The 26083-nt window shown below is 58.9% G+C and carries 25 protein-coding genes, 1 pseudogene and 1 CRISPR repeat array; of the genes and pseudogenes, 15 read left to right on the top strand and 11 right to left on the bottom strand.

Annotated features, from left to right (window positions below; genetic code table 11):
• Positions 1–16: 16 nt before the first annotated feature.
• A CRISPR array of direct repeats spans positions 17–2368; the repeat unit is 32 nt; unit sequence GTCGCGCCCCACGCGGGCGCGTGGATTGAAAC.
• Positions 2369–2444: 76 nt separating this feature from the next.
• Both H035_RS18255 and H035_RS18250 read right to left on the bottom strand, forming a co-directional pair.
• On the bottom strand, positions 2445–2624 hold the full coding sequence (locus tag H035_RS18255) for a hypothetical protein (protein ID WP_022947918.1): 180 nt from the start codon (positions 2622–2624) through the stop codon (positions 2445–2447).
• 154 nt (positions 2625–2778) lie between these two features.
• Complete coding sequence (locus H035_RS18250) at positions 2779–3255, bottom strand: hypothetical protein (RefSeq protein ID WP_022947917.1); 477 nt, start codon at positions 3253–3255, stop codon at positions 2779–2781.
• Between the two features lie 132 nt (positions 3256–3387).
• Here H035_RS18250 and H035_RS0105075 point away from each other — a divergent pair, with 132 nt between their 5' ends.
• Genes H035_RS0105075 through H035_RS0105035 form a run of 9 tightly spaced genes read left to right on the top strand, consistent with a single transcriptional unit; the run spans position 3388 to position 9927 of the window.
• Positions 3388–3840, top strand: coding sequence for an SUF system Fe-S cluster assembly regulator (locus tag H035_RS0105075; RefSeq protein ID WP_022947916.1), 453 nt, complete (start codon positions 3388–3390; stop codon positions 3838–3840).
• Positions 3841–3860: 20 nt separating this feature from the next.
• The gene (gene sufB, locus H035_RS0105070; protein WP_022947915.1) at positions 3861–5312 is read left to right on the top strand and encodes a Fe-S cluster assembly protein SufB; all 1452 of its coding nucleotides are present in this window, start codon (positions 3861–3863) and stop codon (positions 5310–5312) included.
• A gap of 23 nt (positions 5313–5335) precedes the next feature.
• Positions 5336–5554, top strand: a complete 219-nt coding sequence (locus H035_RS0105065; protein ID WP_022947914.1) for a hypothetical protein — start codon at positions 5336–5338, stop codon at positions 5552–5554.
• A gap of 29 nt (positions 5555–5583) precedes the next feature.
• Positions 5584–5829 (top strand): ParE family toxin-like protein, encoded by a 246-nt coding sequence (locus H035_RS0105060; protein WP_200861528.1) that lies wholly within the window; start codon positions 5584–5586, stop codon positions 5827–5829.
• Between the two features lie 4 nt (positions 5830–5833).
• Positions 5834–6610 carry a Fe-S cluster assembly ATPase SufC gene (sufC, locus tag H035_RS0105055; RefSeq protein ID WP_022947912.1) on the top strand — a complete coding sequence of 259 codons (777 nt, stop codon included), beginning with the start codon at positions 5834–5836 and terminating at the stop codon, positions 6608–6610.
• Positions 6607–7902: a Fe-S cluster assembly protein SufD gene (gene sufD, locus H035_RS0105050; protein ID WP_022947911.1), complete on the top strand. Its 1296-nt coding sequence runs from the start codon at positions 6607–6609 to the stop codon at positions 7900–7902. The genes sufC and sufD overlap by 4 nt, the downstream gene beginning before the upstream one ends.
• Positions 7899–9149, top strand: coding sequence for a cysteine desulfurase (locus H035_RS0105045; protein WP_022947910.1), 1251 nt, complete (start codon positions 7899–7901; stop codon positions 9147–9149). Before sufD ends, H035_RS0105045 begins: the two co-directional genes overlap by 4 nt.
• On the top strand, positions 9149–9601 hold the full coding sequence (gene sufU, locus H035_RS0105040; protein ID WP_022947909.1) for a Fe-S cluster assembly sulfur transfer protein SufU: 453 nt from the start codon (positions 9149–9151) through the stop codon (positions 9599–9601). Before H035_RS0105045 ends, sufU begins: the two co-directional genes overlap by 1 nt.
• 5 nt (positions 9602–9606) lie before the next feature.
• Positions 9607–9927 carry a non-heme iron oxygenase ferredoxin subunit gene (locus H035_RS0105035; protein ID WP_022947908.1) on the top strand — a complete coding sequence of 107 codons (321 nt, stop codon included), beginning with the start codon at positions 9607–9609 and terminating at the stop codon, positions 9925–9927.
• 70 nt (positions 9928–9997) lie between these two features.
• Here the strand turns inward: H035_RS0105035 and fdhE are convergent, their stop codons facing one another.
• The 6 genes and pseudogenes from fdhE to H035_RS0105005 all read right to left on the bottom strand — a co-directional run bounded on the left by fdhE (position 9998) and on the right by H035_RS0105005 (position 17175).
• The gene (gene fdhE / locus H035_RS0105030) at positions 9998–10876 is read right to left on the bottom strand and encodes a formate dehydrogenase accessory protein FdhE (protein ID WP_022947907.1); all 879 of its coding nucleotides are present in this window, start codon (positions 10874–10876) and stop codon (positions 9998–10000) included.
• A complete protein-coding gene (locus tag H035_RS0105025) occupies positions 10873–11514 on the bottom strand; it encodes a formate dehydrogenase subunit gamma (protein ID WP_022947906.1) in 642 nt (213 codons plus the stop codon). Before H035_RS0105025 ends, fdhE begins: the two co-directional genes overlap by 4 nt.
• Entirely contained in the window at positions 11511–12377 is an 867-nt protein-coding gene (gene fdxH / locus H035_RS0105020; protein WP_022947905.1) for a formate dehydrogenase subunit beta, read from the bottom strand. The genes H035_RS0105025 and fdxH overlap by 4 nt, the downstream gene beginning before the upstream one ends.
• A gap of 139 nt (positions 12378–12516) precedes the next feature.
• Positions 12517–15576: pseudogene (gene fdnG, locus H035_RS18245) on the bottom strand (formate dehydrogenase-N subunit alpha); the annotation flags it as partial.
• 175 nt (positions 15577–15751) lie between these two features.
• The gene (locus H035_RS0105010; RefSeq protein ID WP_022947903.1) at positions 15752–16660 is read right to left on the bottom strand and encodes a CHAD domain-containing protein; all 909 of its coding nucleotides are present in this window, start codon (positions 16658–16660) and stop codon (positions 15752–15754) included.
• Positions 16657–17175 (bottom strand): SprT-like domain-containing protein, encoded by a 519-nt coding sequence (locus H035_RS0105005; protein ID WP_152485969.1) that lies wholly within the window; start codon positions 17173–17175, stop codon positions 16657–16659. Before H035_RS0105005 ends, H035_RS0105010 begins: the two co-directional genes overlap by 4 nt.
• Positions 17176–17274: 99 nt before the next feature.
• Here H035_RS0105005 and prfB point away from each other — a divergent pair.
• From prfB to H035_RS0104975, 5 genes are all read left to right on the top strand, one after another.
• A protein-coding gene (prfB, locus tag H035_RS0104995) for a peptide chain release factor 2 (RefSeq protein WP_152485968.1) occupies positions 17275–18379 on the top strand; the annotation gives its coding sequence in 2 pieces (ribosomal slippage) (positions 17275–17355 and positions 17357–18379; 1104 coding nt in all).
• A gap of 18 nt (positions 18380–18397) precedes the next feature.
• Positions 18398–19912, top strand: coding sequence for a lysine--tRNA ligase (gene lysS / locus H035_RS0104990; protein WP_022947901.1), 1515 nt, complete (start codon positions 18398–18400; stop codon positions 19910–19912).
• A gap of 182 nt (positions 19913–20094) precedes the next feature.
• On the top strand, positions 20095–20961 hold the full coding sequence (locus tag H035_RS0104985; RefSeq protein WP_022947900.1) for an HDOD domain-containing protein: 867 nt from the start codon (positions 20095–20097) through the stop codon (positions 20959–20961).
• 3 nt (positions 20962–20964) lie between these two features.
• A complete protein-coding gene (gene fliK, locus H035_RS0104980; protein ID WP_022947899.1) occupies positions 20965–22107 on the top strand; it encodes a flagellar hook-length control protein FliK in 1143 nt (380 codons plus the stop codon).
• The gene (locus tag H035_RS0104975) at positions 22104–22418 is read left to right on the top strand and encodes an EscU/YscU/HrcU family type III secretion system export apparatus switch protein (RefSeq protein ID WP_022947898.1); all 315 of its coding nucleotides are present in this window, start codon (positions 22104–22106) and stop codon (positions 22416–22418) included. Before fliK ends, H035_RS0104975 begins: the two co-directional genes overlap by 4 nt.
• Here the strand turns inward: H035_RS0104975 and H035_RS0104970 are convergent.
• Both H035_RS0104970 and H035_RS21735 read right to left on the bottom strand, forming a co-directional pair.
• Complete coding sequence (locus H035_RS0104970; RefSeq protein ID WP_022947897.1) at positions 22403–22822, bottom strand: DUF2802 domain-containing protein; 420 nt, start codon at positions 22820–22822, stop codon at positions 22403–22405. The two genes, H035_RS0104975 and H035_RS0104970, sit on opposite strands and share 16 nt — an antisense overlap.
• On the bottom strand, positions 22822–23037 hold the full coding sequence (locus H035_RS21735) for a hypothetical protein (RefSeq protein WP_152485967.1): 216 nt from the start codon (positions 23035–23037) through the stop codon (positions 22822–22824). Before H035_RS21735 ends, H035_RS0104970 begins: the two co-directional genes overlap by 1 nt.
• Positions 23038–23410: 373 nt before the next feature.
• Here H035_RS21735 and H035_RS0104965 point away from each other — a divergent pair, with 373 nt between their 5' ends.
• A complete protein-coding gene (locus H035_RS0104965) occupies positions 23411–24910 on the top strand; it encodes a hypothetical protein (RefSeq protein ID WP_022947896.1) in 1500 nt (499 codons plus the stop codon).
• Here the strand turns inward: H035_RS0104965 and H035_RS18240 are convergent.
• A complete protein-coding gene (locus H035_RS18240; protein WP_022947895.1) occupies positions 24872–26068 on the bottom strand; it encodes a hypothetical protein in 1197 nt (398 codons plus the stop codon). The two genes, H035_RS0104965 and H035_RS18240, sit on opposite strands and share 39 nt — an antisense overlap.
• Positions 26069–26083 lie beyond the last annotated feature (15 nt).

Raw genomic sequence — 26083 nt, 5'->3', positions numbered from 1 at the left:
AGGTTAGAATTGAACGGTCGCGCCCCACGCGGGCGCGTGGATTGAAACATACCGTCGCGATCGTTTCTCGCGGCAGCACTGGTCGCGCCCCACGCGGGCGCGTGGATTGAAACGGCTTAATGGGAGTATATGCATGAAGCTAAATCCCGGTCGCGCCCCACGCGGGCGCGTGGATTGAAACAATTATTTCTTTGGCGTGGTCATCACCATGGCGGGTCGCGCCCCACGCGGGCGCGTGGATTGAAACTTTTACTGGGAGGCTTATAAATAGCACTACGTTAGTCGCGCCCCACGCGGGCGCGTGGATTGAAACTCCGTCCACGTCATCCAGGAATCGGTCGTAATCCGTCGCGCCCCACGCGGGCGCGTGGATTGAAACACCTTGCTCCAGTCACCCGTTAGGAGTTCATAAGGTCGCGCCCCACGCGGGCGCGTGGATTGAAACCTACTACCTGATTAAAGCCGTCGTCGTTACGAACGTCGCGCCCCACGCGGGCGCGTGGATTGAAACACTACATGATCGAGCCGGCCGAATGCCTCACATCGGTCGCGCCCCACGCGGGCGCGTGGATTGAAACAGCTCTTAGTGCTCCCAGCGTCAGCCCGCTGCTCAGTCGCGCCCCACGCGGGCGCGTGGATTGAAACGGAGAGTCTGTTCCGGTTTACCGAGCCGAAAACAGTCGCGCCCCACGCGGGCGCGTGGATTGAAACACCGCCTTGTTTTTCGGCGAGGTGACGATTATTTGTCGCGCCCCACGCGGGCGCGTGGATTGAAACCTCTTACGTTACGGCTGGAAATCACCGAGCGATCGGTCGCGCCCCACGCGGGCGCGTGGATTGAAACACAGATAAATACCATCTTTGCTGACCCCTACGCCCGTCGCGCCCCACGCGGGCGCGTGGATTGAAACCCTTTACAAAAGACAACCTTTCCGATTTTTAGATAGTCGCGCCCCACGCGGGCGCGTGGATTGAAACCGCCGTGAAACAGAATGTCGGGATCGAGTCCTGGGGGTCGCGCCCCACGCGGGCGCGTGGATTGAAACTTGGCGGACGCCGCGGCGCGCTCGGCCGACTCCTGTCGCGCCCCACGCGGGCGCGTGGATTGAAACTTTCTTGGTCATGGATTAGCTCCTAGTCGTTGGGGTCGCGCCCCACGCGGGCGCGTGGATTGAAACTCGGATCGCGCGCTGGAGGTCCTCCAGCGTTGAGTCGCGCCCCACGCGGGCGCGTGGATTGAAACGCCCCGACCCAAGCCCCCGCCGGTCCGCTATCGGAGTCGCGCCCCACGCGGGCGCGTGGATTGAAACCGAACGCTGTCACATCGAGCGAATAACTCGTTCCGGTCGCGCCCCACGCGGGCGCGTGGATTGAAACCGGCAGAGGAAATCGAACAGCAGCTTGCCACCACGTCGCGCCCCACGCGGGCGCGTGGATTGAAACAGGCATCCTTGCCCACGAAGGCGGCCTTTCCCAAGTCGCGCCCCACGCGGGCGCGTGGATTGAAACTGGTACATTGGTGCGGTCGCGGGCGCGCTAATTCCGTCGCGCCCCACGCGGGCGCGTGGATTGAAACGATGTGCTGGTGGTCGGCACAATCCTGCATTACGAGTCGCGCCCCACGCGGGCGCGTGGATTGAAACTCGGCTGAGGTCGCCAATCGCATCAGCAGCATCTGGTCGCGCCCCACGCGGGCGCGTGGATTGAAACGAACTCCATCCCGGCGGCTTCCTCAAGCAACGCCTGTCGCGCCCCACGCGGGCGCGTGGATTGAAACGTTCAGGATCTGTCGCACTTGGACGTGAGCCGGAGTCGCGCCCCACGCGGGCGCGTGGATTGAAACTTCATAGTCATCCAGCGTATTCGAATTGCCACGTCGCGCCCCACGCGGGCGCGTGGATTGAAACACCGAGCCGGCGAGCCGTAGCGGCGAGGCAGACGGTCGCGCCCCACGCGGGCGCGTGGATTGAAACCGCCTGGAGTTGTCTACCTCCTCCCCTGTCCACGTCGCGCCCCACGCGGGCGCGTGGATTGAAACTCAAGCGGGAGCGGCAGCGGGCATTGTGACCGGGTCGCGCCCCACGCGGGCGCGTGGATTGAAACCGCCAATACTGGACGGAGAAATGCAACCTATTGAGGTCGCGCCCCACGCGGGCGCGTGGATTGAAACGAGCTATTGGTGGCTGAGCATGGCCTTGAAACCGGTCGCGCCCCACGCGGGCGCGTGGATTGAAACTTGCACGCGCGCCAAGGTCTCCTCAATCTCGCCTGTCGCGCCCCACGCGGGCGCGTGGATTGAAACGTCAATCACTTGGATAGCTGCGTCCGGGTGATATGTCGCGCCCCACGCGGGCGCGTGGATTGAAACGCTGCATTTCAGCAGAACGTGCCATCCAGATCGAGGTCGCGCCCCCGTGGGCGCGGGGATGGAGGGCTAATTACACTTACCCTTCCCGCCGATACCACTCCATCAATTCCCTCGCCGCCTGCCAACCGGCATAGACGATCACCGGCGCAACCAATGCTTCCGGCCAGCCTACCCGGCCCGGTGTATGGTCCACCAGAACCATCAGAAAGCAGCTGGCCACCAAGAGCATCAAGGACGTAAGCACGCGTCCGAACATCAGCAATCCCCCGTGGCTCTTTCCAAAGACTTTGATTTGGACTCGAAACTTACTCCAGGATTCCTGATCCACCCGCCTTGGATCGCTCCGGCATTACTCGAATGCAAGACCAACCATGTAGATATAGGCTGCAATTCAAAATATTTCTCCGTTTCTAGATCCCAGCCATACCTTGTTCCCGCAACAGCGGCATCAACGCCAGCAGCAACTGCCGCTCCCGCTCCATAATCCGCTGCCGCATCCCATAGGGATAGCGGTCCACACACGCCGCGGCAATATCCAGACAACACATAAATACCGCTTGCCCCTTATCTTGGGATTCGGAGCGCCGATGCATTCGCCGACAGGCGATTTCGCGCAGGGACGCCAATAAATCCCGAGGCGGCCTTTGTTCTCCATAACGCCTCAGGAAATCCTTCAAATCCGCCGGGGTGACCACTTCCGCCCCCACAATCTCGTTCAACTCCTCCATATGGTCCAAGGCAAAATCGGACAGGATGCGCAACTCTTCCCGTTGATTGTGGCCATCCGCCCAAATCATCTCCACCAGAGGGATCAAATCCAGAAAATAGATGTCGCTTTCCTTCAGTCCATAGGTGTCGCACAAGTGATTCAATTCGATGGATTCCATGACAAATAAGCTCCCAGCAAACTCCGCCAAGCCGATGATATTGCTTAAGGATAGCCGAGAAACTTAAACCAAGTGCTTTACTTGGGAATTATTCAGGACTAGAATAGTCCTAATTAAAAATTACTTGAAACCATGTTACGCCTGAGCAAACTCGCCGATTACGCCATCGTGATCGCCAGCCACAGCGCCCGGGAGCCGGAGCGAACCTACACGGCGGCGGAAGTCGCCGAGACCGTCAATATCGCTTTGCCCACGGTGCAAAAGGTTTTGAAACACCTGGGCCGCGCGGAAATTTTCCGATCCGAACGCGGCGCCCACGGCGGTTATCGCTTGGCCCGGCGACCGGAAGACATCCACATCGCGCAAATCATCGCCGCCCTGGAGGGCCCGATCGGCCTGACCGAATGCAGCTTGGCGGAAAACCACTGCCAGCAATCGGATGACTGCGATATTCGCGGCAATTGGACGCTCATCAACCGGGCCATCCGCACCGCGCTGGAAACGGTCACCCTGGCGGACATGGTCAAGCCCGCCCCGCGGGAGATGCCTATTTCCCTCAGCGGCCTTCGCGCCAACGTCCGCTGATTCATTTTTGGAGAGTACCCATGGCAGCAAACAGCACCGAACTGGAAAAACTGATCCGCCGGGAATACAAGGAAGGCTTCATTACCGACGTGGAGGAAGAAAGCCTGCCCCCCGGACTGAACGAGGATATCATTCGCGCCTTGTCGGCCAAGAAACGCGAACCGGAATGGATGTTGGACTGGCGCCTCGAAGCCTATCGCAATTGGCTGAAGATGGTCGAACCCCATCATTGGGCGCACGTCAGCTATGAGCCGGTGGATTATCAGTCCCTCAGCTACTATGCGGCGCCCAAGTCCCCCGACGATGCCCCCAAAAGCCTGGACGAGGTCGATCCCAAACTGCTGGAGACCTTCGAAAAACTCGGCATCCCGCTGCACGAGCGGGAAAAGCTGGCGGGAGTGGCGGTGGACGCGGTCTTCGACAGCGTCTCGGTGGCCACGACCTTCAAGGGCACCCTGGAAAAGGCGGGGGTCATCTTTTGCTCCATTTCCGAAGCGATCCAGAAACACCCGGACCTGGTGCGCCAATACCTGGGCACGGTGGTGCCCGCCGGGGACAATTTCTTCGCCGCCCTCAACTCGGCGGTGTTTTCGGACGGTTCCTTCGTCTACATTCCCAAAGGGGTGCGCTGCCCCATGGAGCTGTCCACCTATTTCCGCATCAACGCCGCCAAAACCGGGCAGTTCGAACGCACCCTGATCATCGCCGAGGAAGGCTCCCACGTTTCCTATCTGGAGGGATGCACCGCGCCCATGCGCGACGAAAACCAGCTCCACGCGGCGGTGGTCGAATTGATCGCTCTCGAGGACGCCCAGATCAAGTATTCCACGGTGCAGAATTGGTATCCGGGCGACGAGGAAGGCCGCGGCGGCATCTACAATTTCGTCACCAAACGGGGAGACTGCCGAGGCGACCGGTCCAAGATCTCCTGGACCCAGGTGGAAACCGGCTCGGCCATCACCTGGAAATATCCCAGCTGCATCCTCCGCGGCGATGATTCGGTGGGCGAATTCTATTCGGTGGCGGTCGCCAACAACTATCAACAGGCCGACACCGGGACCAAGATGATCCACATCGGCAAGCGCACCAAAAGCACCATCATCTCCAAGGGGATTTCCGCCGGCCGCGCCCAGAACACTTACCGGGGACTGGTTAAAATCCTCAAAAACGCACAAGGCGCGCGCAACTATACCCAGTGCGATTCGCTCCTGATCGGGGATCGCTGCGGCGCTCATACCTTCCCCTACATCGAGGTGAAACAACCCAGCGCGGTGATGGAGCACGAGGCCACCACCTCGAGGATCAGCGAGGACCAATTGTTCTACTGTCAGCAGCGCGGCATCTCCGCCGAAGACGCGGTCTCGATGATCGTCAACGGTTTCTGCAAAGAGGTCTTCAAGGAGCTGCCGATGGAATTCGCGGTCGAGGCCCAGGCGTTGTTGGGCGTCAGTTTGGAAGGGAGTGTTGGATAAAAAACAGGCTCTGAGGTAGCACCATGACCAAACTTTTGGAAAAAGCATTCGCAGAAGCGTCGAAATTGCCGGAGTTGGAACAGAATGCTCTGGCTCACTGGCTGATCGAGGAGGTGCTGGCCGAAAAAAAATGGGAGGTCACTTTCGCGGAATCGGAAGATGCCCTGGCGAAATTGGCGGAAGAAGCCCTTGCCGAACACGAACAAGGCATCACCGAACTACTGGATCCCGATCGACTGTGAAATCCCGGACCACGAAAAAATTTCGCCAATTGCTGGCCGAATTGCCTGCCGAGATTCGAAGACAGGCGAAGGAAGCCTATTTCCGATTTCAAGATGATCCCTATTATCCGGGATTGCGTTTCAAGCGGGTCCACTCGAAAAAATCGATCTATTCGGTGCGCATCACTAAAAATTACCGGGCAGTGGGAATTCAACAGAATGATGAAATGATCTGGTTCTGGATAGGTTCCCATGCAGACTATGAGAAAATTCTCGAACAATTTCTGAAGCATTGAACTCATGAGCAACAATCCCCTTTTGAAAATCGAAAATCTTCACGCCTCCGTGGGAGGCAAACCCATCCTGAAGGGCATCGACTTGACCGTCGACTCCGGAGAAGTGCACGCCATCATGGGCCCGAACGGCTCCGGCAAAAGCACCTTGGCCAAGGTATTGGCCGGGCGCGAAGGTATCGAGGTCACCGGGGGCCAAGTGTGGTATCAAGGGAAAGACCTGCTGGCCATGCCCGCCGAGGAGCGGGCCCGCCAAGGGACCTTTCTGGGATTCCAGTATCCGGTGGAAATCCCCGGGGTCAGCAACATCTATTTCCTCAAGGCCGCCCTCAACGCGGTCCGAAAATATCGCGGGGAACCGGAAGTGGATGCGATGGATTTCCTCCAGCTGGTGAAGGAAAAGATGCGGTTGATGGATATGGAGGAACAGTTCCTGTACCGCGCCATCAACGAGGGGTTCTCCGGAGGCGAGAAAAAACGCAACGAGATCCTGCAGATGCTGGTGTTGGAACCGGCCCTTTGCATCCTCGACGAGATCGACTCCGGTCTCGACATCGACGCCCTCAAAATCGTCTCCCAAGGCATCAACGCCCTGCGCTCCCCCGAGCGCGGCTTCCTCATGGTGACCCACTATCAACGGCTGCTCGATTACGTCCAGCCGGACGTGGTCCACGTTTTCTCCGGCGGCCGCATCGTCAAATCCGGCGGTCCGGAGCTGGCCCGGGAACTGGAAGCCGAAGGCTACGGCTGGATCGAACAACCCACGGAGGCGCTTCCGTCATGACCATGCCCGCATCCGTCACGCCTTACCAAAGCCGCGCCGAGTCCCTGGCGGCAAGCAGCCCCGACTGGCTGGCCAAGCTGCGCCGCGGGGCATTGGCCCGGTTCGCCGAGCAAGGATTCCCTTCCCTTCGCGAAGAGGAATGGAAATACACCAATGTGGCCCCCATCGAGCGCAAGCGCTTCCCCTTGGCGGAAGCGCCGGGCCAGGTCGACCCGGCGTGGGCGCAAGACAAGCTCTTGCCCGATTGCTGGCATCTGGTATTGATCGACGGCCACTTTGCCCGCGATCTTTCTTCCCTGCCGGAGCGGACCGGAGAAACGGTCATTTGCGATTTCAACGAGGCATTGGATCGGCATAGCGAATGGCTGACCCAAGGGTTCGGACGGGCGGTGGACGTCGACCACGGCTTCATCGATTTCAATACCGCCCTGTTTCAGGGAGGCGCATTCATTCATCTGAGCGCCGGCGCCCGGTTGGAAAAGCCGATCCAAATCCTCCACCTCCAGACCCAAGCCGCCGCGGCAGCGAGCCGGCATTTGATACTCCTGGAAGAAGGCGCCGAGGCCACGGTGATCGAAACCTACGCCGGTTCGGATGCCGGCCTCACCGCCCACATCGGCGAAGTACTGCTGGAGAAGGAAGCCCACCTGCAGCATTTCAAGATCCAGGAGGAAGCCGAGCGAAGCTTTCACTTCGGCGGTCTGTACGTGAAGCAAGCCCCCCATTCGCACCTGACGCAAAATCAATTCGCCCTGGGAGGTTTTCTCGCCCGCAGCGAAATCCACGTCACCCTGGACGAGGGCAGCGCATGTCATCTGGACGGGCTACACTGGGCTCGCGGCCGCCGGCATCTGGACAGCCATACTCGGATCGTTCATGCCGCCCCTAACGGCACCAGCCGGGAAAATTACAAGGCCCTGGCGGATGACTCGGGCCACAGCGTCTTTCAAGGCCGGATTCTGGTCCAGCCCCATGCCCAAAAAACCGATTCGGCGATGCATAATCGGAATCTGATTCTTTCCGACAAAGCCGAGGTGGACAGCAAACCCCAGCTGGAAATCTATGCCGACGATGTTCAGTGCGCTCACGGCGTCACCGTCGGTCAATTGGATGACGACGCCCTGTTCTATCTCGAGACTCGCGGTCTCGATGCGGACGCGGCGCGACAGCTTCTGATCTACGGCTTCGTCAACGAGCTGATCGAAGCGGTGCCGGTGATGCCCTTGCGCGCATACTTGCATCGACAGCTGGACCCTCAATTCAACGCCATCGATTTGAAAAACCCGCTATGAACCAAACCGCACCCCACGTAACCCCGGCTTATCCGATCGAGCGCATCCGCGCCGATTTCCCCGCCTTGCATCAAGAAGTGCACGGCAAACCGCTGGTTTACCTGGATAATGCCGCCAGCGCGCAAAAGCCGCGTCAGGTGATCGACACCCTGGCCGAGTTCTACGCCCGGGATTTCGCCAACGTCCACCGCGGCGTCCACACCCTGAGCGAACGCGCCACCGCCCGCTACGAGGGCGCGCGCGACAAGGTCCGGGGGTTTCTGAATGCCGCCCGGATGGAAGAGATCGTCTTCGTGCGCGGCACCACCGAGGCCATCAACCTGGTGGCGCAAAGCTACGGCCGGACGAATCTGAAAGCCGGCGATGAGGTGCTGATCACCGCCATGGAGCACCATTCCAACATCGTCCCGTGGCAGATGGTCTGCCGGCAAACCGGCGCCAAGCTCAAGGTCGCCCCCATCAACGACCAGGGCGAGTTGATTCTGGACGAATTCGAAAAATTGCTGGGACCGCGCACCCGGGTGGTGGCGGTCAGCCATATGTCCAACGCCCTGGGCACCGTCAATCCGGTGGAGGAAATCATCGCAATGGCCCACGCCCACGGCGCCGTGGTCCTATTGGATGGGGCTCAAGCGGCGCCGCATATACCGCCGGTGGATGTCCAGGCTTTAGACTGCGACTTCTACGCATTCTCCGGGCATAAGCTTTACGGTCCCACCGGCATCGGCGTCCTCTACGGCAAGTGCGAACTGCTCGAGGCCATGCCGCCGTGGCAAGGGGGCGGGGAGATGATCCGCAAGGTGACCTTCGAGGAAACCGAATATAAGGCCCTGCCCTACAAGTTCGAGGCCGGCACGCCGGCGATCGCCGAAGCCGTCGGCTTGGGCGCGGCGATCGATTACATGGATAGCATCGGCCATGCCGCCATCGTCGCCCACGAGCAAGAACTGCTCCGATACGCCACCGAAAGAGCTCTCGAAATTCCGGGGCTGAGAGTGGTCGGCACCGCCGCCCATAAAGAGTCGGTCCTTTCCTTTACCCTGGACCGGGTCCATCCCCACGATATCGGCACCTTTCTCGACCACTTCGGGGTGGCGGTCCGGGCCGGCCATCATTGCGCCATGCCGGTGATGGATTTCTTCCAGGTACCGGCCACCGCGCGGGCGTCGTTCGCTCTGTACAATACGCACGAGGAAGCAGATCAACTTATCTACGCCATCAAGGAAATCATCAAGGTATTCGGTTAATGCTGGACGAATTGAGAGATCTTTATCAGGAAGTGGTCTTCGATCACAATCGCAACCCCCGCAATTTTCGGGTAATCGAGGACGCCGACCATAAAATCGAGGGCTACAATCCCCTCTGCGGCGACCGGCTCACCCTCTACATCAAGCTGGACGGCGACACCATCGCCGACATCAGCTTTCAGGGGCAGGGCTGCGCCATCTCCACCGCTTCGGCCTCCCTGATGACCGAGATCGTCAAGGGGAAAACCCTGGCGGAAGCGGAAAAACTGTTCGATGCCTTCCACAAAATCGTCACCGGCCAGAGCGACGACCTCAAGCTGGAAGGGCTGGGCAAACTGGCGGTGCTGGCGGGCGTGCGCCAGTATCCTTCGCGAATCAAATGCGCCACCTTGGCTTGGCACTCCCTGGAGTCGGCCTTGACAGGCGAGGCAAAATCGGTCAGTACGGAGTAGAAAGCATGTCCGATTGGGTCGATGTATGCCAAGCCGATGCGTTGAAACCGGACGAACACGCCGTCGTGGATCTGGAAGGCACGGAAGTGGCGGTATTCAATCTCGACGGTCAATTCTACGCCATCGAGGACGTCTGCACCCACGACGGCGCCGAAGTCGCCAGCGGGGAATTGGAAGCGGACGTGATCGTCTGTCCCCGCCACGGCGCGCGATTCTGCATCAAAACCGGCGAAGTTCTATCTCCCCCCGCCTACGAGGATATCCACACCTTCCCCGTACAAGTGGAAAACGGCGTCATCCAGGTGCGCGACGACCGCTGGGATTAGTGAGTCTCGACGACGCCATCCTCGATGGGTTGCGCCAAAACCATCCGGCGTAGTGCTTGTGGCACTCGGGTCAGGCGTCCGGTATGAGGAAGCAATTAAATCCGATCCGTTCATAACCCTCCTCGGCCATGAGGATGTCCAAGGAAAGCGTGGCGAGATCGTCGGCAAGGGGATCGATCGGCGGCTGCTTTTCCCGGTTCATCATCTTGAGGTAGGTTTTGCATTCGGTGCAGGCTTCCGCCTTGACGGCCTCGTCCGAACCTTCGATGCCGTAATACGCCACATCTTTACCGGAACCGCAGTTGACGCACTGGATGCGGGGCCGGTTCCATTGGGTGCCGCACAGACCGCAGCAGAGATAGCGCAAACCCTGCACATCGCCGCCGCTTCGGAGCACGCTGGCCACCGGCAGGGAGCTGCAAACCGGACAGAGATGGGCGAATTCTCCCGGGCCGATGCCTCGCCCATCGATCCGGCCCGCCAGCACGGTCCATCGGACCTGCAGGGCCGCAGCCACGAACGGGGCGAGCCCGGAATCGAGATTTTCGAAGTCGGCGCTTAAAAGCCGTTCCGCCCAACCTTCCAACACCTCGTCCGAAGCCGCGCGGAGACGATCGCGTATCGCGGCGAGCGGCTCGTCATTGGGGGCGAGCCCTCCGGCGATGGCGCGCAATACCGCCCGCCAGGCCGGGCCGTGGGACCGGTTCGCGATGTCCAGGGGGCATGTGCGGGCGGACACATCCGGCGGGGGCGTCAGGGACGATTCCTCGACTTGACCGTGCTGCAAATCCGACAGCTCCGCCATCAGCGTCAGATAACCGGCCAGGGAGGGATGGTTTGTGGCGAGCTGCCGCAATCGGTCGGCGCGGGCGCGGAACAGGGTTTGCGGCGTAGGCAAATGCAAATGGATGGAAGGGATTTCCGGGGCCGGACTTGCCAAGGAATTCAACGCCCCTCTCCCTTCATCACCCGCTTGTACCAACCCCGATGGTGCTTAGCGGCCCAGGCCCGGGTGACGGTGCCGCGGACCATCGCCCCGACGCTGCCCTTTATCCAGATGGCGGCGTAGATGTGGACGATAATGCCGGTCATGATGATGAAGGCCGAGACGGCGTGCAGCAGCACGGCGATGCGTACGATGTCGATGGCGAAGTAGCCGGCGAACCAGGGGCGCCAGATGACGATGCCGGTGACCAGCAGCACCGGAATGGTGACGACCATGGCCCAGAAAAGCACTTTCTGGCCGGCGTTGTAGCGATCCACCTCCGGCAGCCGGTCCTCGCGATTTCTGAGCACATCCTTGATGCGCTTCAGCCAGCCGAAGTCGTCGTGAGTCAGGAAGTTGTGATGCCAGAACTGCAGCGCCAGCCCCGCGAAGGAGACGAACATCACGATGCCGATGTAGGGGTGCAGAATGCGCGTCCAGGTCGGCCCGCCGAAGAACTGGGTGAACCAGAACATGGACGGATGAAACAGCGCCAGCCCGGAAAGGCTCAGCAGAATGAAGGTGATGGCCGTGACCCAGTGATTGAATCGCTGCAGCGGCGTGTAGCGCTGGATCAAATTGGAGGAATGCTGACCGCTCATGGCTGGTCATCCTCTTCCTCGGTTTCGTTGGGACCGACGGTGACGTAGTGGAAGAACCCGGCCAGGATCGTGAAGCACATCGCGGCGGTGGCCAGCGGCTTGAAGATGCCTTTCCACAGGCCGACCATCGCGCTGATGGTCGGATTCTTGGGCAACTCGTTGTAGAGTTCCGGCTTGTCCGCGTGCTGCAGCACATACATGACGTGGGTGCCGCCCACGCCTTCCGGATCGTAGAGCCCGGCGTTTTCGAACCCCCGCTCCTTGAGATCGTCGATACGCTCGTTGGCGTGGTGGATCATGTCTTCCTTGCTGCCGAAGACCAGGGCCTGGGTCGGACAAGCCTTGATGCAAGCCGGTTCCAGCCCGATCGCTACGCGGTCCGAACACAAGGTGCACTTGTAGACCTTGCTGTCGGTTTTCGACAAACGCGGGATATCGAACGGGCAGCCGGCGATGCAGTAACCGCAGCCGATGCAGTTTTCCTGGTGGAAATCGACGATGCCGTTGCTGTACTGAATGATGGCGCCGGGCGAAGGACAAGCTTTCAGGCAGCCGGGATCGGCGCAGTGCATGCAGCCGTCCTTGCGGATCAGCCATTCCAGGGTGCCGTTCTGTTCGGTCTCGGTAAAGCGCATCAAGGTCCAGCTGTTTTCGGTGAGATCGTGGGGATTCTGATAGGAGCCGACGTTGGTGCCGATTTCCTCGCGCACATCGTTCCATTCCTGGCAGGCCGACTGGCAGGCCTTGCAGCCGATGCACTTGCTGACGTCGATGAGCTTGGCCACCTCCGTCATCTGCCGCTGCTGCGGACTGGGTGTGGTGGTGGCGGAGCGGCGGACGATGTCCAACGATTGCAGTGCCATGATGCTATACCTCCGTGCTGCCTTTCAGTACGCGCATCAGCCAGGAGGTCCGGGGCATCGCGCCCGGCCCCTTTTCGGCTTCCGGTCGTTCCCCGGGCTGTTCGTCCGGCGCTGGGATTGGGGGCAACGGCGTACTCGAGGCTTTTTCCACCTTGACCAGAAACGCCTTGAACTCCGGCGTCTGGGTGTTGGCATCGCCCAGATAGGGGGTCAGGTTGTTGCAGAAAAACCCCTTGCGGGTCAGGCCAATGATGCCCCAGTGGACCGGAATGCCGATCTGATGCAAGGTCCGCCCGGCGACGGTCAAGGGTTGGATGCGCTTGGTGACCACGGCCACGGCTTTGACGAAGCCCCGCTTGGAGCGCACCACGACGGCTTCGCCATTGGCCACGCCGAGCTCCCGGGCGAGGGCCTCGCCGATTTCCACGAACTGTTCCGGCTGCAGCGAGGCGTTGATGCGCACGTGGTCGGTCCAGGTGTTGAAAAGTTCGGTGATGCGATAGGTGGTCGCGACGACGGGGTATTCCTCCTTCGTGCCGAGCATCGCTCTGTCTTCCGGGAACACCCGGGCCACCGGATTGCTGATCACCTCGGGATGCAAGCGATTGGACCCCACGGGGCTCTCGAACGGTTCGTAATGCTCGGGAAACGGCCCGTCGGCCAAGGCGTCGACGGCAAATAGCCGGCCCACGCCTTCCGGGATCATGACGAAAGGCATCATGTCGCTGCCGGGCGGAACGTCCGCCTTGTAATCCGGAACGTCCAGGCCGCGCCATCGGCTGCCGTCCCATTCGATGATCTTGCGGGATTCGTTCCAGGGCTTGCCGGTCGGGTCGCAGGATGCGCGGTTGTAGAGTATCCGGCGGTTGTCCGGCCACGACCACGTCCAGCCCGGCGCGATGCCCATCCCGGCCGGGTCGGCGGTCTCGCGACGCGCCATCTGGTTGCCTTCCTCGGTCCAGGCACCGCTGAAGATCCAGTTGCCGCAAGCGGTGCTGCCGTCGTCCCGCAGCTGGGCAAAACCGGACAGTTGCTGGCCGGCCTTGATCAAGACCTTTCCCGGATCCTCGGGATCGGCGATATCGTCGATCGCGTAGCCGTTGTATTCCCTGGCCAGCTCCTCCGGCATCGGTTCCTCCGGTCGCCGGTAGGGCCAGTGCAAGTTCAGGACGGGATCGGGAAACGCGCCGCCTTCGGCGCGATACATGGCCTTCAGCCGCAAGTAGAGATCGGACATGATCCGGATATCGTTGCGGGCTTCCCCCGGCGGCTCGGCCCCTTTCCAGTGCCACTGCAGCCAGCGCGAACTGTTGACCAAAGCGCCGTTTTCCTCGGCGAAACAGGTGGTCGGCAGGCGGAACACTTCGGTCTGAATTTCCGCGGGATTCACGTCATGATATTCGCCGTGGTTCCGCCAGAATTCGGACGTGTCGGTGGCCAGCGGGTCCATGATCACCAGGAATTTCAACTTGGTCAGAGCTTCCGCGACTTTGTCCTTGTTCGGATAGGAGGCCAGGGGATTGAAGCCCTGGCAGAGGAAGCCGTTGACCTGACCCCGGGCCATGAGATCGAACATGCGCAGGCTGTCGTAAGGCTTGTCCAGCTTCGGCATCCAATCGTAGCAATAGTCGTTGTCCTGTGTCGCCGCCCTGCCGAACCAGGCTTTCATAAGGCTGGTGTGGAACTTGGGCGTGTTGGACCAAGAGCTCAATTGGTCCGGACGCAGCGGTTCGAGGGTCCGCTTTTCCAGATAGGCGGCCCTGGTGGTTTCGTGATCGCGCGGAAGGGTCATGTAGCCCGGCAACATCTCGGACAGCAGTCCCAGGTCGCTCAGGCCCTGGATGTTGGAATGGCCGCGCAAGGCGTTGACGCCGCCGCCGGACATGCCGATATTGCCCAGCAAAAGCTGGATCATGGCCATGACACGAATGTTCTGCACGCCCACCGAGTGATGGGTCCAGCCCAGCGCGTAGAGACTGGTCAGGGTGCGATCGGTGACGGCGGTGGAAGCGACCCATTCGCAAACCTTGAGGAAGGCGTCCGTGGGCGTGCCGGTGATGTCGGTAACCACTTCCGGCGTGTAGCGGTCCACATGGGCTTTTAGCAGATTGAACACGCAGCGGGGGTGCTGCAGGGTCTCGTCCACCCGGGCGAAACCGTTTTCGTCAAGCTCGTAGGCCCAGGTCGTGCGGTCGTAGCGCGCCTCGGGATTGTCAGGCTCGTAGCCGCTGAACAAGCCATCCTCGAAACGGAAATCCTCGCGCACGATGAAGGCGGCGTTGGTATAGGCCTTTACGTAGGCGTGGTTGACGGCATCCTTTTCCAGCAGATGACGGATCACACCGTTGAGGAATGCGATATCGGTACCGGCCCGAATGGGCACGTACAAATCGGCGACCGCCGCCGTGCGCGTGAAGCGCGGGTCCACGACGATGAGCTTGGCCTGGTTCTTCGCCTTGGCCTCCACCGCCCATTTGAAGCCCACCGGATGGGCTTCCGCCGGATTGCCGCCCATGGCGATGATCACATCGGCGTTCTTGATGTCCATCCAGGTATTGGTCATGGCGCCCCGACCGAAACTGGAGGCCAGGGCCGATACCGACGGCGCATGGCAGATGCGCGCCTGACTGTCCAGCATCACGATCCCCAAGGCGCGCGCGATCTTGCCGGTCAGATAGCCGGTTTCGTTGGACGCCGCCGAGGCCGCTAGAAAGCCGACGGAAGCCCAGCGGTTGACCGTCTGGCCTTGTGCATTCCTGGCGATGAAATTGCGATCCCGGTCCTCTTTGACCCGCTCGGCGATGCGCCCCATGGCCCAATCCCAGGAGACCCGTTTCCATTCATCGCTTCCGGGGGCGCGGTATTCGGGGTAGCGCAGGCGCGAGGGGCTGTGCACGAAATCCAGGAGTCCCGAGCCCTTGGGGCACAGGCTGCCGCGGCTCACCGGATGGTCCGGGTCACCCTCGATGTGGATGATGTCGGCCTTGGCGTTTTTCGCCTTGTCGCCGAGGCTGTACATGATGAGGCCGCAAGCCACCGAGCAATACGGGCAGGTATTGCGGGTTTCCGTGGTGCGCGTCAGCTTGAATGCGCGCACTTCCGCCAGCGCTTCCCCCGGCGAAAAACCCAAGGCCGCCAGCGTGGAACCTCCGAGCGTTGCGGCACTCAGTTTGAAAAACTGGCGCCGTGTGACTTGCATGGTTGCCCACCTCCCCTAACGGAAAAGCCGACTAAAATGGACAGGAATTGCAACGTTTTCTTCCCGTCCATCTCAATAGCGACCGTACTCCATGCCGATCTGTTTGGCAAGGCTTTTTGATCGCTCCTTCGGTCTCCGAGGATGGGCGAATGTAGGGGCGACCGGCCGGTCGCCCCTACTTAATCCAGAATTCTCCCAAGCGGTCCAGCCGTTTTGACTTCTTGAGGAATTTGCGCCGCAGTTTCTCCTGCCGCCGCTCCAATAGGCGAAGCAGATAACCGATCACCGCCGCGGTGTGCTTGGAGCGCTTCTCTTGGGTTTCCAGATAATCCCGCAAGCGGTGCATTTGCACCGCCGCATCGTTGTAGTCGCCCAGGAGGGTCTGTATTTTCTTGAGGCCACCAATCGCCTCCTTGGCCCGTGGATCGTCGGTTTCTTGTTGCGCAAATTCCAGCAGGTAGCGCAGCTTTTTGCAGGCGATGCGCAGCCGGTGCATTTCTTGCGGCGAACTCTTGGCGGTGATTTTTCGGGCGCGCTTCAATACTTTGCCTATTCGGCGTTCAACTTTTCGCTCAATCGCCGATTCCAGAGCCCTGTCTTTCCGCCCCTTTTCCGAAAAGCCTGAATCGGCGGCCAGATCGACTGAATCCGCAACCAACCAGTGCTCCCAATCGGACTTGAGCTTTCGGTAGGTCGGAGCGGCAAGCAGCGCCGACACTTCTTCGTGCGCCTGAAGCCGGCGACCTTCCAGGTCCTTGCGAATACCTTCCAAACCCGGCTGCAGGAATGCCGGCAGCCAGGTCCGGTAGGTCGCCAGATCCGCGAGAAACACGTCGGCATCGCGCGCCGGGTTGGTGGCCCGGGCAACTTCCGCCATGTCCTCGCGCAGCGCCGCCAAGTCCTCCAACAGATAATCGCGCATCTCTCCCAGAAGCGCCCGGCTGCGGCGCAGAGCCACGCGGAACTTATGCAGGCACTCGGGATCCCGATTCTCCGAAAGATCCGTTTCCCGGGCCGTCAACGCCCGATATTGGCCGTCCAGATAGCGGCGCACCGCCTCCCCCACGGAAACATAAGACTTCATGATTCAACCACCCATTCCAGTTTTTCCCGGCAATGCTTGCAAACATAGGTCCGCTCGCCTTCTTGGATGCGCCGGTGCCGGATACTGGTGAGATCATGCTCCCGGCAGCCGCAGCGATAAGTGAACCGTTGCAGGCGCCGCACTTGGGCATGAGTCACATCGTAATCGTGACAGCGACGAGGTTCAAGGCCGAATAAGGCCATGATCGATTGCCATTCCTCTCCATGGGGTTGGATCTTCTTGCCGTACACCCAATACGCCACCGCGTGCGCCAGTTCGTGGGCCACGGTCACCCGCAGGAAGTGTTCGCGGTTATCGCGCATCAAGACGGCATTGAAACGCAAACGGACTTTCCCCTGGCGTATTTGCATCTGGCCGGCGGCCTGCCCCTTGAGATCGAACCCGACCTCGAATCCGGGCAGGATCCGCCACTGGAAACGTCTGGCGGCAATCGCCAAAAGTTCGCCCAAACGTTCATAGACCGCCGCCATTTGCGCGCTATCGATCTGACTCACATTCCGCTCCTCTAAGACAAGCCCCGTTATAATAAAACTTACCGCCGCCAAACCCGTCAATTAAGGTAGAATTTCAGAATTTAATTTTTTGGAGATTTCATGGAAACACTGGAAATCAATACCTTGACCCGCAAAATCGAAGACCTCCAGGGCCGGACCGATGCCCTGAGGGGGTATCTTTGACTACGAGGAAAGAAAAGAACGCCTTGAGGAAGTGCTAAGGGAGCTCGAAGACCCCGAAGTCTGGAGCGATCCCGACCGGGCCCAAGCGTTGGGGAAGGAAAGAGCGCAACTGGATGAAATCGTCCAGACCGTCGACCATCTGACCCAAGGGCTCGAAGACGCCGGCGAGCTGTTGGAAATGGCCCTGGATGAAGCCGACGAAGACACCGTGGCCAGCATCGCCGGAGACTTGGAGAACTACGAGAAAACCGTTGCCGAGCTGGAATTCCGGCGGATGTTTTCCGGGGAAATGGATCCCAACAACGCTTTTCTGGATATTCAAGCCGGCTCAGGCGGCACCGAGGCGCAGGACTGGGCCGATATGTTGATGCGCATGTATCTGCGCTGGGCCGAACGCAAAGGCTTCCAAGCCGAAATCATCGAACTGTCGCCGGGGGAGGTCGCCGGCATCAAGAGCGCCACCCTCAAGGTGGAAGGTTCCTACGGCTACGGCTGGCTGCGCACCGAAACCGGGGTTCATCGGCTGGTGCGCAAGTCCCCGTTCGATTCGGGGAATCGTCGCCATACGTCCTTCGCGGCGGTATTCATCTCCCCGGAAGTGGAGGAAGACATCGACATCGACATCAATCCGGCGGATCTCAGAATCGATGTGTATCGCGCTTCGGGCGCGGGCGGCCAGCACGTCAACCGCACCGAATCGGCGGTCCGGATCACCCACCAGCCCACCGGCATCGTGGTCCAATGCCAAAACGACCGCTCCCAGCACAAGAACAAGGCCACCGCCATGCAGCAGCTTCGCGCCAAACTGTATGAACTGGAAATGCAAAAGCAACGGTCCGAGCAGCAGCAGTTGGAAGAGTCCAAGGCCGATATCGGTTGGGGGAGCCAAATTCGATCCTACGTCCTCGACCAGTCCAGAATCAAGGACCTGCGCACCGGCGTGGAAATCGGCAATACCCAAGCGGTGTTGGACGGCGACCTGGACGCCTTCATCGAAGCCAGCCTCAAAAGCGGACTGTAACCTCAAACCATCGACGACATGACTGATAAAAGTACGCAAGATTTGACCGCGCAACGCAGAGCCAAGCTCGCCGCTTTACGTGAAGCGGGCATCGCTTATCCTACCGACTTCCGGCGCGACAGCGTCGCCGCCGAGCTTCACGCCAGATACGGCGAAGAAGCGCCCGAGCTCTTCGATCAGACCCCTTTGCGGGTACGGGTCGCCGGGCGCATGATGACCCGCCGGATCATGGGCAAGGCCAGTTTCTGCCACCTCCGGGATTACTCCGGACAAATGCAACTCTACGTCACCCGGGACGGACTGCCGGAAGGCCTTTACCGGGAATTCAAGAAATGGGATATCGGCGATATCGTCGGTGCCGAAGGGGTTCTGTTCAAAACCAAAACCGGCGAGCTGAGCGTCAAGGTGGATGAAATCCGCCTTCTGGCCAAGTGCCTTCGTCCTTTACCGGAGAAATATCACGGTCTGACCGACCAGGAAATGCGCTACCGCCAGCGCTACCTCGATCTCATCATGAACGAGGTGACGCGCCGGACGTTCCAAATCCGCTCCCAGCTGGTGCAAGAGATGCGCAGATTTCTGATCGAACGCGATTTCTTGGAGGTGGAAACGCCGATGATGCAGGTGATCCCGGGAGGCGCCGCCGCCCGGCCGTTCGTCACCTATCACAACACCCTCGACATGCAGCTGTATCTGCGTATCGCGCCCGAGCTCTACTTGAAGCGCCTGGTGGCGGGAGGATTCGAGCGGGTATTCGAAATCAACCGGAATTTCCGCAACGAAGGACTTTCCACCCAGCACAATCCGGAATTCACCATGCTGGAATTCTATCAGGCCTATGCCGAATACAAGGACTTGATGGATCTGACCGAAGTGATGTTCCGGGATCTGGCGGAGACGGTGCTGGGCAGCGAAAGAATCGTCTATCAGGACCAGGAAATCGATTTCGGCAAATCCTTCCAGCGGTTTACCTTGCTCGAGTCCTTGATTCGCTTCAATCCGGGCCTGGCCTCCGAGGACGTGGACAACCTGGAGTCGGCCCGCCGAGTGGCGGAAAAATTGGAGATCCCCATTCTGCCGGGCTTCGGTTTGGGCAAAATCCAAACCGAAATCTTCGAGAAAACGGTGGAGCCGAAACTGCTCGACCCCACCTTCATCACCGAGTATCCGGTGGAGGTTTCTCCGCTGGCCCGTCGCAACGACAAAAATCCGGAGGTCACCGATCGCTTCGAGCTGTTCATCGCCGGCCGCGAAATCGCCAACGGTTTCACCGAGCTCAACGACCCGGAGGAACAGGCCGAGCGCTTCCGCAGCCAGCTCGAAGCCCGTGCCGCGGGAGACGAGGAAGCGATGCACTTCGACGAAGATTACATCACCGCGCTGGAACACGGAATGCCGCCCACCGCCGGGGAAGGCATCGGCATCGACCGGTTGGTGATGCTGTTCGCCAACGCCCCCTCCATCCGCGACGTGCTGCTTTTCCCGCACATGCGGCCCAAAGCGTCCAGCCCATCGTCGGATCAAACGGAATAACGCCGCGCTTTGGGAGTCAGGGCACCTTGGCAAGGTGCCCTGACTTTAAATTTTGATAAAGTCTGAGCCGCCATGGCCGAATTCAATTACAGGGGTATCTCAACTAAACTCGGTTTTATGCAATCACCCATGCCTGCTCTATTCGCTTGATGTCCATGGTCTCATCGACAGATCCTTTCGCCATGTCCGAGGGGACCTCTCCCGCCGTTTCCGACCGCTTCCTGCGGCATTGCTATCGAGCACTGAAGGAAAATCAACTGGTCCTCCCGACCATTCCGGATATTTCCATCAAAATACGCCGAGCCATCAACGACCCCAAGGCCAACAACGCCAGAATCGCCCGGGTCGTGCAGATGGATCCGGTCATCACGGCGCGGCTGATCCAAATTTCCAACAGCCCCCTCTATCGAGGACGGCGGCGCATCGAGAGTTGTCCTCAAGCGCTTACCCGGCTCGGGCTGAAAGTTGCCCAGCGCCTGATTACCAGCTTTGCCCTCAAGGCGGTTTTCAAGGCTAAAAGCCGTGTCGTCCAAAAGCGCATGCAGGAATTGTGGCAGCACAGCAGTTATGTGGCCGCCATCTGCGCCGTACTGGCGCACAAGACGCCCGGCTTCGATCCGGATCGGGCCATGCTGGCCGGCTTGATTCACGATATCGGGGCGGTGCCGGTCCTCACCTTCGCCGATAAGCACATGGACTTGCTGGAAAACACCGAGGAGCTGGCTTATACGATTGACAAACTGCGCGGCCCTGTCGGGTCGGCCATTATGCGAAAATGGGGGTTTCCGGAGGATTTCGAAGCGGTCACCGTGGCGTGCGAGGATTGGTCTCGCGACAATATACCGCAGCCGGATTACGTGGATTTGGTGCTCGTCTCCCAATTGCACAGCTTCGTGGGGACCCCGAGGCTCCATCAATATCCCCGCATCGATGAAATCCCGGCCTATCGCAAGCTCCTGGCCGGACGCCTGGATGCCGAAACCAGCCTCAATATCCTGGAATTGGCCAAGGAAGAAATCTGGCAGATTCAGAACATGTTATCGGTTTGATCCGTGAATATCGGGTTGCCTCGAATCACCCTGACCCAGACGCCCGACCCCGGTGCCTTAAAGCTTTCCGCGATAGGCCTGAGAGCCGGTGAGCGCCTGGAAGCTCGGGTCCTGGCCCAATCCTCTCCCCGGCAATTGCTTCTGGAGGTGGGAGGTCGCCGTCTCCAGGCCGAAACCAACCTGCTGTTACGCCCGGGGGATCAATTACGCCTGGAGGTGGTTCGCGCAGGTCCCCAGCCGCATTTAAAAGTCCTGGCTCACCACCGCCCCGAATGGACCGATAAATCGGCGCTGCGCCATGCCTTGCCCCGACAAATACCGCTGGATCGGGCGCTGCAAAACCTAAAAGAGATATTCGATCGTCCCCAATCCCAAAGCTTGCTCCCCTCTTCGCTGCACAGCCAGCTCAAAACCCTGATGCACTCCCTTCCTCGGCTAACCGCCCTCACTCAAGCCGATACCCTGCAAGCGGCCATCCGACGAAGCGGTCTGTGGGCGGAAACCTTGGCCGCCTCGCCGCACTCGCCGTCCACCGGCAGCGGCGATCTGAAAAGCCATTTACTTCAATTGGCCGTCAAAATCAGCGGCCACGTCACGCAAACCGACACCGCTTCACCCGTTGCCGGTCAACTCAAGGGGCCGCCTTCCGGGCCTCCATCGCCAACCGCTCAGTCGGAATTATTGGCGGAATTGGGGGAAAAGGTCTCCGGAGCCCTGGCGCGGATCGTACTGGATCAGCTCGCCTCGCTGCCCAAGCCGGATAACCCGACGCTCACCTGGCATTTCGAAATTCCGTTTCGGACGGGCGAATTCGTCGATACGCTTCGTTTGACCGTCCACGGAGATAAGACGGCCTCCAAGGATCCTCGCGAGAAGGCGCCTTGGGCCGTCGACCTGGAAATGGAGCCACCCGGCCTGGGACGCATTCGGGTAAAACTGGTGCTGCAAGGGGAAAACATCAGCAGCTATTGGTGGGGAGAACAAGTGCATACCGCCCGCTTGCTCGAACGCCATATGGATACCTTGGCGCAACGTTTTCGTTCCGCCGGCCTCCAACCGGAGCGTTTGCAGACCCTCGCTGAAATTGAGGCTCAACCGATTTCGGAGGCGATTATTAAAGGCCCCCTATTGGATGAAAAGATATGAGCGACAAACGCTTGTTTAATCCACGCGACATTGCCGTCGCCTTACGCTATGACGGGACTTCAGCGCCGCGCGTCGTCGCCAAGGGCCGCGGCGAGACAGCCGAACGGATTACCGAGACGGCCGAGGAACATCAGGTCCCGTTACATGCCGACCCTCGGTTGGCGAGCGTTTTGGCCCAAGTTCCATTGGGAGATGAAATCCCGCGCGAACTTTACCTCGCGGTAGCGGAAGTGATCGCATTCGCCTATTGGCTCAGCGGAAAGGAGACTTTGCAGAAGAAAACCAGCGCGCGGGATCAAGCATCCGAATAGCTGCCTTTGCCGGCAACCCCGTCGGCACGGTGCATTCGAATCAACAATTCCGCTTCTTCGCGGCTAAAGCCCCACTCGCTCACCAGCTCTTCCACATCCGCGCCCTCGCGAATGCGCTCGATGGCGGTTTGATAGGTCGATCCTTGTTCATGACCCGCCTCCTGAGTCCATTGCTGAATCCCTTCCAGACGTCCGGACAACTCCAGAAACCGTTCGTCCATCCTCACCGCCGCCGCACACAGACCGGCCAGATCACGCTGAAGCCGCTCCTGGTTTTTTTGCCACTGATCGACTCGCCGTACCAAACGGCTCTGGCGTCGCCATAATCCGATCAAGATTCCGGCCAGGCTGAGCACGGCACAACTTAAGATCCCCAACGCTAGGTAAAAAATGGGCCCATCCATCAAGCATATTCATCAACATGAGGAGACTCGCCATCTTCTTGGACTGCTGGGCTTTGTTCTCCCGGTTGAGTCCCCGACGGATCGATCACCGGATCGGGACGATCATCGGGCGTTCTAGATCGCGATCTATCGTGAGAATCAATATGCCCGATCGGGGCGGTTTTTTCCAACGGTTTAACCGGCGACATGGTCAGAAGTGTCAATTTTTTTGACATGGGCGATCATAATCATTTCCCACCCCAGCTATATCTTTCAAAAAAACATGTTATATCAAAAAGATAAGATATATGGCACGAGTTATGCTTTGATAAATAACAATAAATTCTTCAGTGACAGATCATGAAAGCACCATCAGCAAATCATCATGCGATGCATCGCAACGATGCCTTTGATAAGTGTAATACATTCTGCAAATCCAGTTTTCCGGCTAGGCTTTTTATCCAACCGATTATCCTAGCCTCATTAACGCTGTGGGCCGCTCCGATTCTCGATGAGCCGGAAAAGCGCTTAATCGCGGATGTTTTTGCTCGTCCCCCCCTAACCCCGAATAGACAACTTGAAACCACACAATGGGAGATAGATACGACCTTGCCTCCGGAAGCGGTTTCCGATGGATCGATTTTTTTCGTATCCGACGGAAGTTTTCAAGAAGCGGCGCTCGATGATTTAGCACCGGCAGCCAGCACGGAATCCGCTTTTACCATCCTGGCCACATTACAGAACCCTCAAAATAGACTTTACCTGGATTATTCGGGGGTTTTTTCCACCGCTCAAACCTTTTCCCATACGAACGCGATCGCTGCGAATTTCTCCAACCCAATCGCTCCGAACGCTCACATCGCCACTGGTGGCAGCTCGGTCGACGTCTCACCCACTCCCTTTCTTTACAACGGCGGGGTCAATATCGCCACCATCTCAAATAGCCATAACACCAATGCATTCGCAAACGCCAGCGAACCCCTCATCGCGAAAGCGGTGACCGGTAGTCAAGGAGCGGTCACGGGGATCGGCATTCAGACCGACGCCACCTGCCAACCGGAGACGGATACCAATACTTTGCTGAATATCGCTTGGAATGCCCATCAATTGGATCTCCAGGCCCATCCTACCGTCGCGTTCGCCATTATGAGGGATACGGTGAACGTGATTCAGCAGGTTGGAGATCAAGTCTCCATCAACACAGTGGGGTTTGTCATTTATGTGGAAAACGGCGAAACGACCCGGATTCCCATCGGTTCGCCGAACAGCCATCAAAGCATTGAAGATTGGTTTCAGCAGAACCTGAGCCAATCCGAGGAAGGGGTAAGCCTGAACGGCGGCTCTTCTCCACTCAACGTTCCAGTCGTTCTGATGGACCCTTGCAATCCCCAAAACAGCACCGTGGTGAGCATTCAGAACACCCATACCGAGGGCTCCTACGAGGCTCCGCCAAGAGCGGTCCCTCAAGTTGCCGAAAAGGCTGGCTACATCCCTCCAACCTCTAGCTCGGGACCCAATATTCATTGGAATCCGAACACCAATCTCCTTTCCTTCGACCCGGTACCGATCAATGTTTTAACTGGCGGACCTCGAAATACCGTCAGCCCTCGCTACCGAAACGACCCCTTGAACGGCGGCACCCTGGAAATCGATCCCTTGCTCCGCTTCACCAACCATGATGGCCGGGAATATTTCACCGGGGACGAGCTGCGTATTTTCGACAAGGACGGAAACTTGCTGCTGCAAACCACTCTGCCCACCTTGGTATATGAAGATACCTTGGGGGACGAACAAGGCTTCAACCTGTTCGGGCCGATTCTAAATATCGAACAAGCCCAAACAGGTCAATCAGACTGGCTGGACGAATTCCTAAGCGAACTGACCCCGGATTCCGATCTGATTCCGGAACTTTTCGTCGGCCTGGATTTCACCGATGAAGACCTGTGGGAAGAGGCCTTCGACCAACCCGGCAAAGTATTTCTCTCTTTCGCCGGTCTCGCACAGGTGCCGGCACCTGCGCCGTTGATGCTGCTCCTCATCGGCCTGCTCGTCCTCTTCAAAAATCGACGTCTATCTTACAAAAGGCATGTTGAATCGCAGCGGCACTGATACGTTGATGAAATAATCCGGGGCGTCTTCCGTCAAACCGATGCCACCGAAGACGGAAAGCAAAAATCCTCTTCCAAGAATCGACGAAGCTCCGAACACGAAAGAACTGGAAACCCGATCGCTTCCCTTAATGGTGCGGCCATTCAATTTAACTTCATCGATAAAGCTCTGTTCTATGGAGATACTCAGGGACGTTTCGGGACTAGCCGCCAAAAGCGCTCCCACTGAAAACCCAAACCGATCTCCGGGATTATTGTTGTTTTCGTCAAACGCCCCCTCATAGAAAAAACTACCCGTAAAGGCTAAAGGATCCTGACGCTTCAAGGCGGTTAACGAACCTCTTAGACGGTGAAAACCGCCCCCCAACTCCACGCCGTCGTGGATTCGTCTGCCGGTTGGTGCGAACCAGGTCAAACGCGCGATCAGATCCGGTCGCCATTTTCTTTCTCGAAACAGAGTCTTGGCGATACCGACCTGAATATCGCCCAAGTGGGAGGCCGAGTCTTTGCGTTCGGTAGATTGCCTCGTATTGAAACTCGGTGTATTAGTAAGGGTCCGATCCACTATGGTATAAGGAATACTCAGCTCTAGCTGAGCATCCATGGGCAATCCCAAACGAGAAAAGATACCTGAATTAAACCGATCTTGCTTGATTTCTCGGCTCCCCACCCCCTGCAACTGTCCCTCCTCATTGACAAACAAGATGGGACGATCAAATTCCTGACGTGTATACACGAAAAAAGGCTGGATTTCAGCACGGCCGAAAGGCAATAGCAGCGCCCCGACCTGGGTCAAGGTACGCTCCAAGGCATGTTCCGCCGCCTCTTCATCGACTTCAAACGAGCCTGCTCCCCCTTTTTGTTTTTTTGGCTTCGGCGGCGGTGTCGCTTGGGCTACTTTATGGTCCGTGGCTGGTTTCTTCTCAACCTCCTGATGGCGGCGGGCTTGCTCGGTTGGGGGTGAATCCTTTCTCGCTTTTTCACCAACCAGTTTCTCCAGATGGGTCACCCGGCGCTGCAAATCAGAAATTAATCGGTCACGTTCTTCCAGCTTCTCCAACAGCGTTTTTACGGGGGGATCGGAATGATCCACCCCCCATGCGGAAAATGTGAAGCAAGCCAATATCCCCGCTCCTGCCAGCTTCCTCAATTTTTTCACGATTTTTCATTCCTT

Source organism: Methylohalobius crimeensis 10Ki (genome assembly GCF_000421465.1).
Classification (GTDB): domain Bacteria; phylum Pseudomonadota; class Gammaproteobacteria; order Methylococcales; family Methylothermaceae; genus Methylohalobius; species Methylohalobius crimeensis.
This window is presented reverse-complemented; position numbering and strand designations above follow the sequence as displayed.

Coding starts and splice junctions, on each gene's coding strand:
- H035_RS18250 (WP_022947917.1), bottom strand. CDS start 3,255: ATGGAATCCATCGAATTGAATCACTTGTGCGACACCTATGGACTGAAG.
- fdxH (WP_022947905.1), bottom strand. CDS start 12,377: ATGGCACTGCAATCGTTGGACATCGTCCGCCGCTCCGCCACCACCACA.
- sufU (WP_022947909.1), top strand. CDS start 9,149: ATGCTGGACGAATTGAGAGATCTTTATCAGGAAGTGGTCTTCGATCAC.
- H035_RS0104985 (WP_022947900.1), top strand. CDS start 20,095: ATGTCCGAGGGGACCTCTCCCGCCGTTTCCGACCGCTTCCTGCGGCAT.
- sufD (WP_022947911.1), top strand. CDS start 6,607: ATGACCATGCCCGCATCCGTCACGCCTTACCAAAGCCGCGCCGAGTCC.
- H035_RS0104975 (WP_022947898.1), top strand. CDS start 22,104: ATGAGCGACAAACGCTTGTTTAATCCACGCGACATTGCCGTCGCCTTA.
- H035_RS0105025 (WP_022947906.1), bottom strand. CDS start 11,514: ATGAGCGGTCAGCATTCCTCCAATTTGATCCAGCGCTACACGCCGCTG.
- H035_RS0105035 (WP_022947908.1), top strand. CDS start 9,607: ATGTCCGATTGGGTCGATGTATGCCAAGCCGATGCGTTGAAACCGGAC.
- H035_RS0105065 (WP_022947914.1), top strand. CDS start 5,336: ATGACCAAACTTTTGGAAAAAGCATTCGCAGAAGCGTCGAAATTGCCG.
- H035_RS0104970 (WP_022947897.1), bottom strand. CDS start 22,822: ATGGATGGGCCCATTTTTTACCTAGCGTTGGGGATCTTAAGTTGTGCC.
- sufC (WP_022947912.1), top strand. CDS start 5,834: ATGAGCAACAATCCCCTTTTGAAAATCGAAAATCTTCACGCCTCCGTG.
- H035_RS0105045 (WP_022947910.1), top strand. CDS start 7,899: ATGAACCAAACCGCACCCCACGTAACCCCGGCTTATCCGATCGAGCGC.
- H035_RS0105010 (WP_022947903.1), bottom strand. CDS start 16,660: ATGAAGTCTTATGTTTCCGTGGGGGAGGCGGTGCGCCGCTATCTGGAC.
- H035_RS0105075 (WP_022947916.1), top strand. CDS start 3,388: ATGTTACGCCTGAGCAAACTCGCCGATTACGCCATCGTGATCGCCAGC.
- sufB (WP_022947915.1), top strand. CDS start 3,861: ATGGCAGCAAACAGCACCGAACTGGAAAAACTGATCCGCCGGGAATAC.
- H035_RS18255 (WP_022947918.1), bottom strand. CDS start 2,624: ATGTTCGGACGCGTGCTTACGTCCTTGATGCTCTTGGTGGCCAGCTGC.
- lysS (WP_022947901.1), top strand. CDS start 18,398: ATGACTGATAAAAGTACGCAAGATTTGACCGCGCAACGCAGAGCCAAG.
- H035_RS21735 (WP_152485967.1), bottom strand. CDS start 23,037: ATGTCAAAAAAATTGACACTTCTGACCATGTCGCCGGTTAAACCGTTG.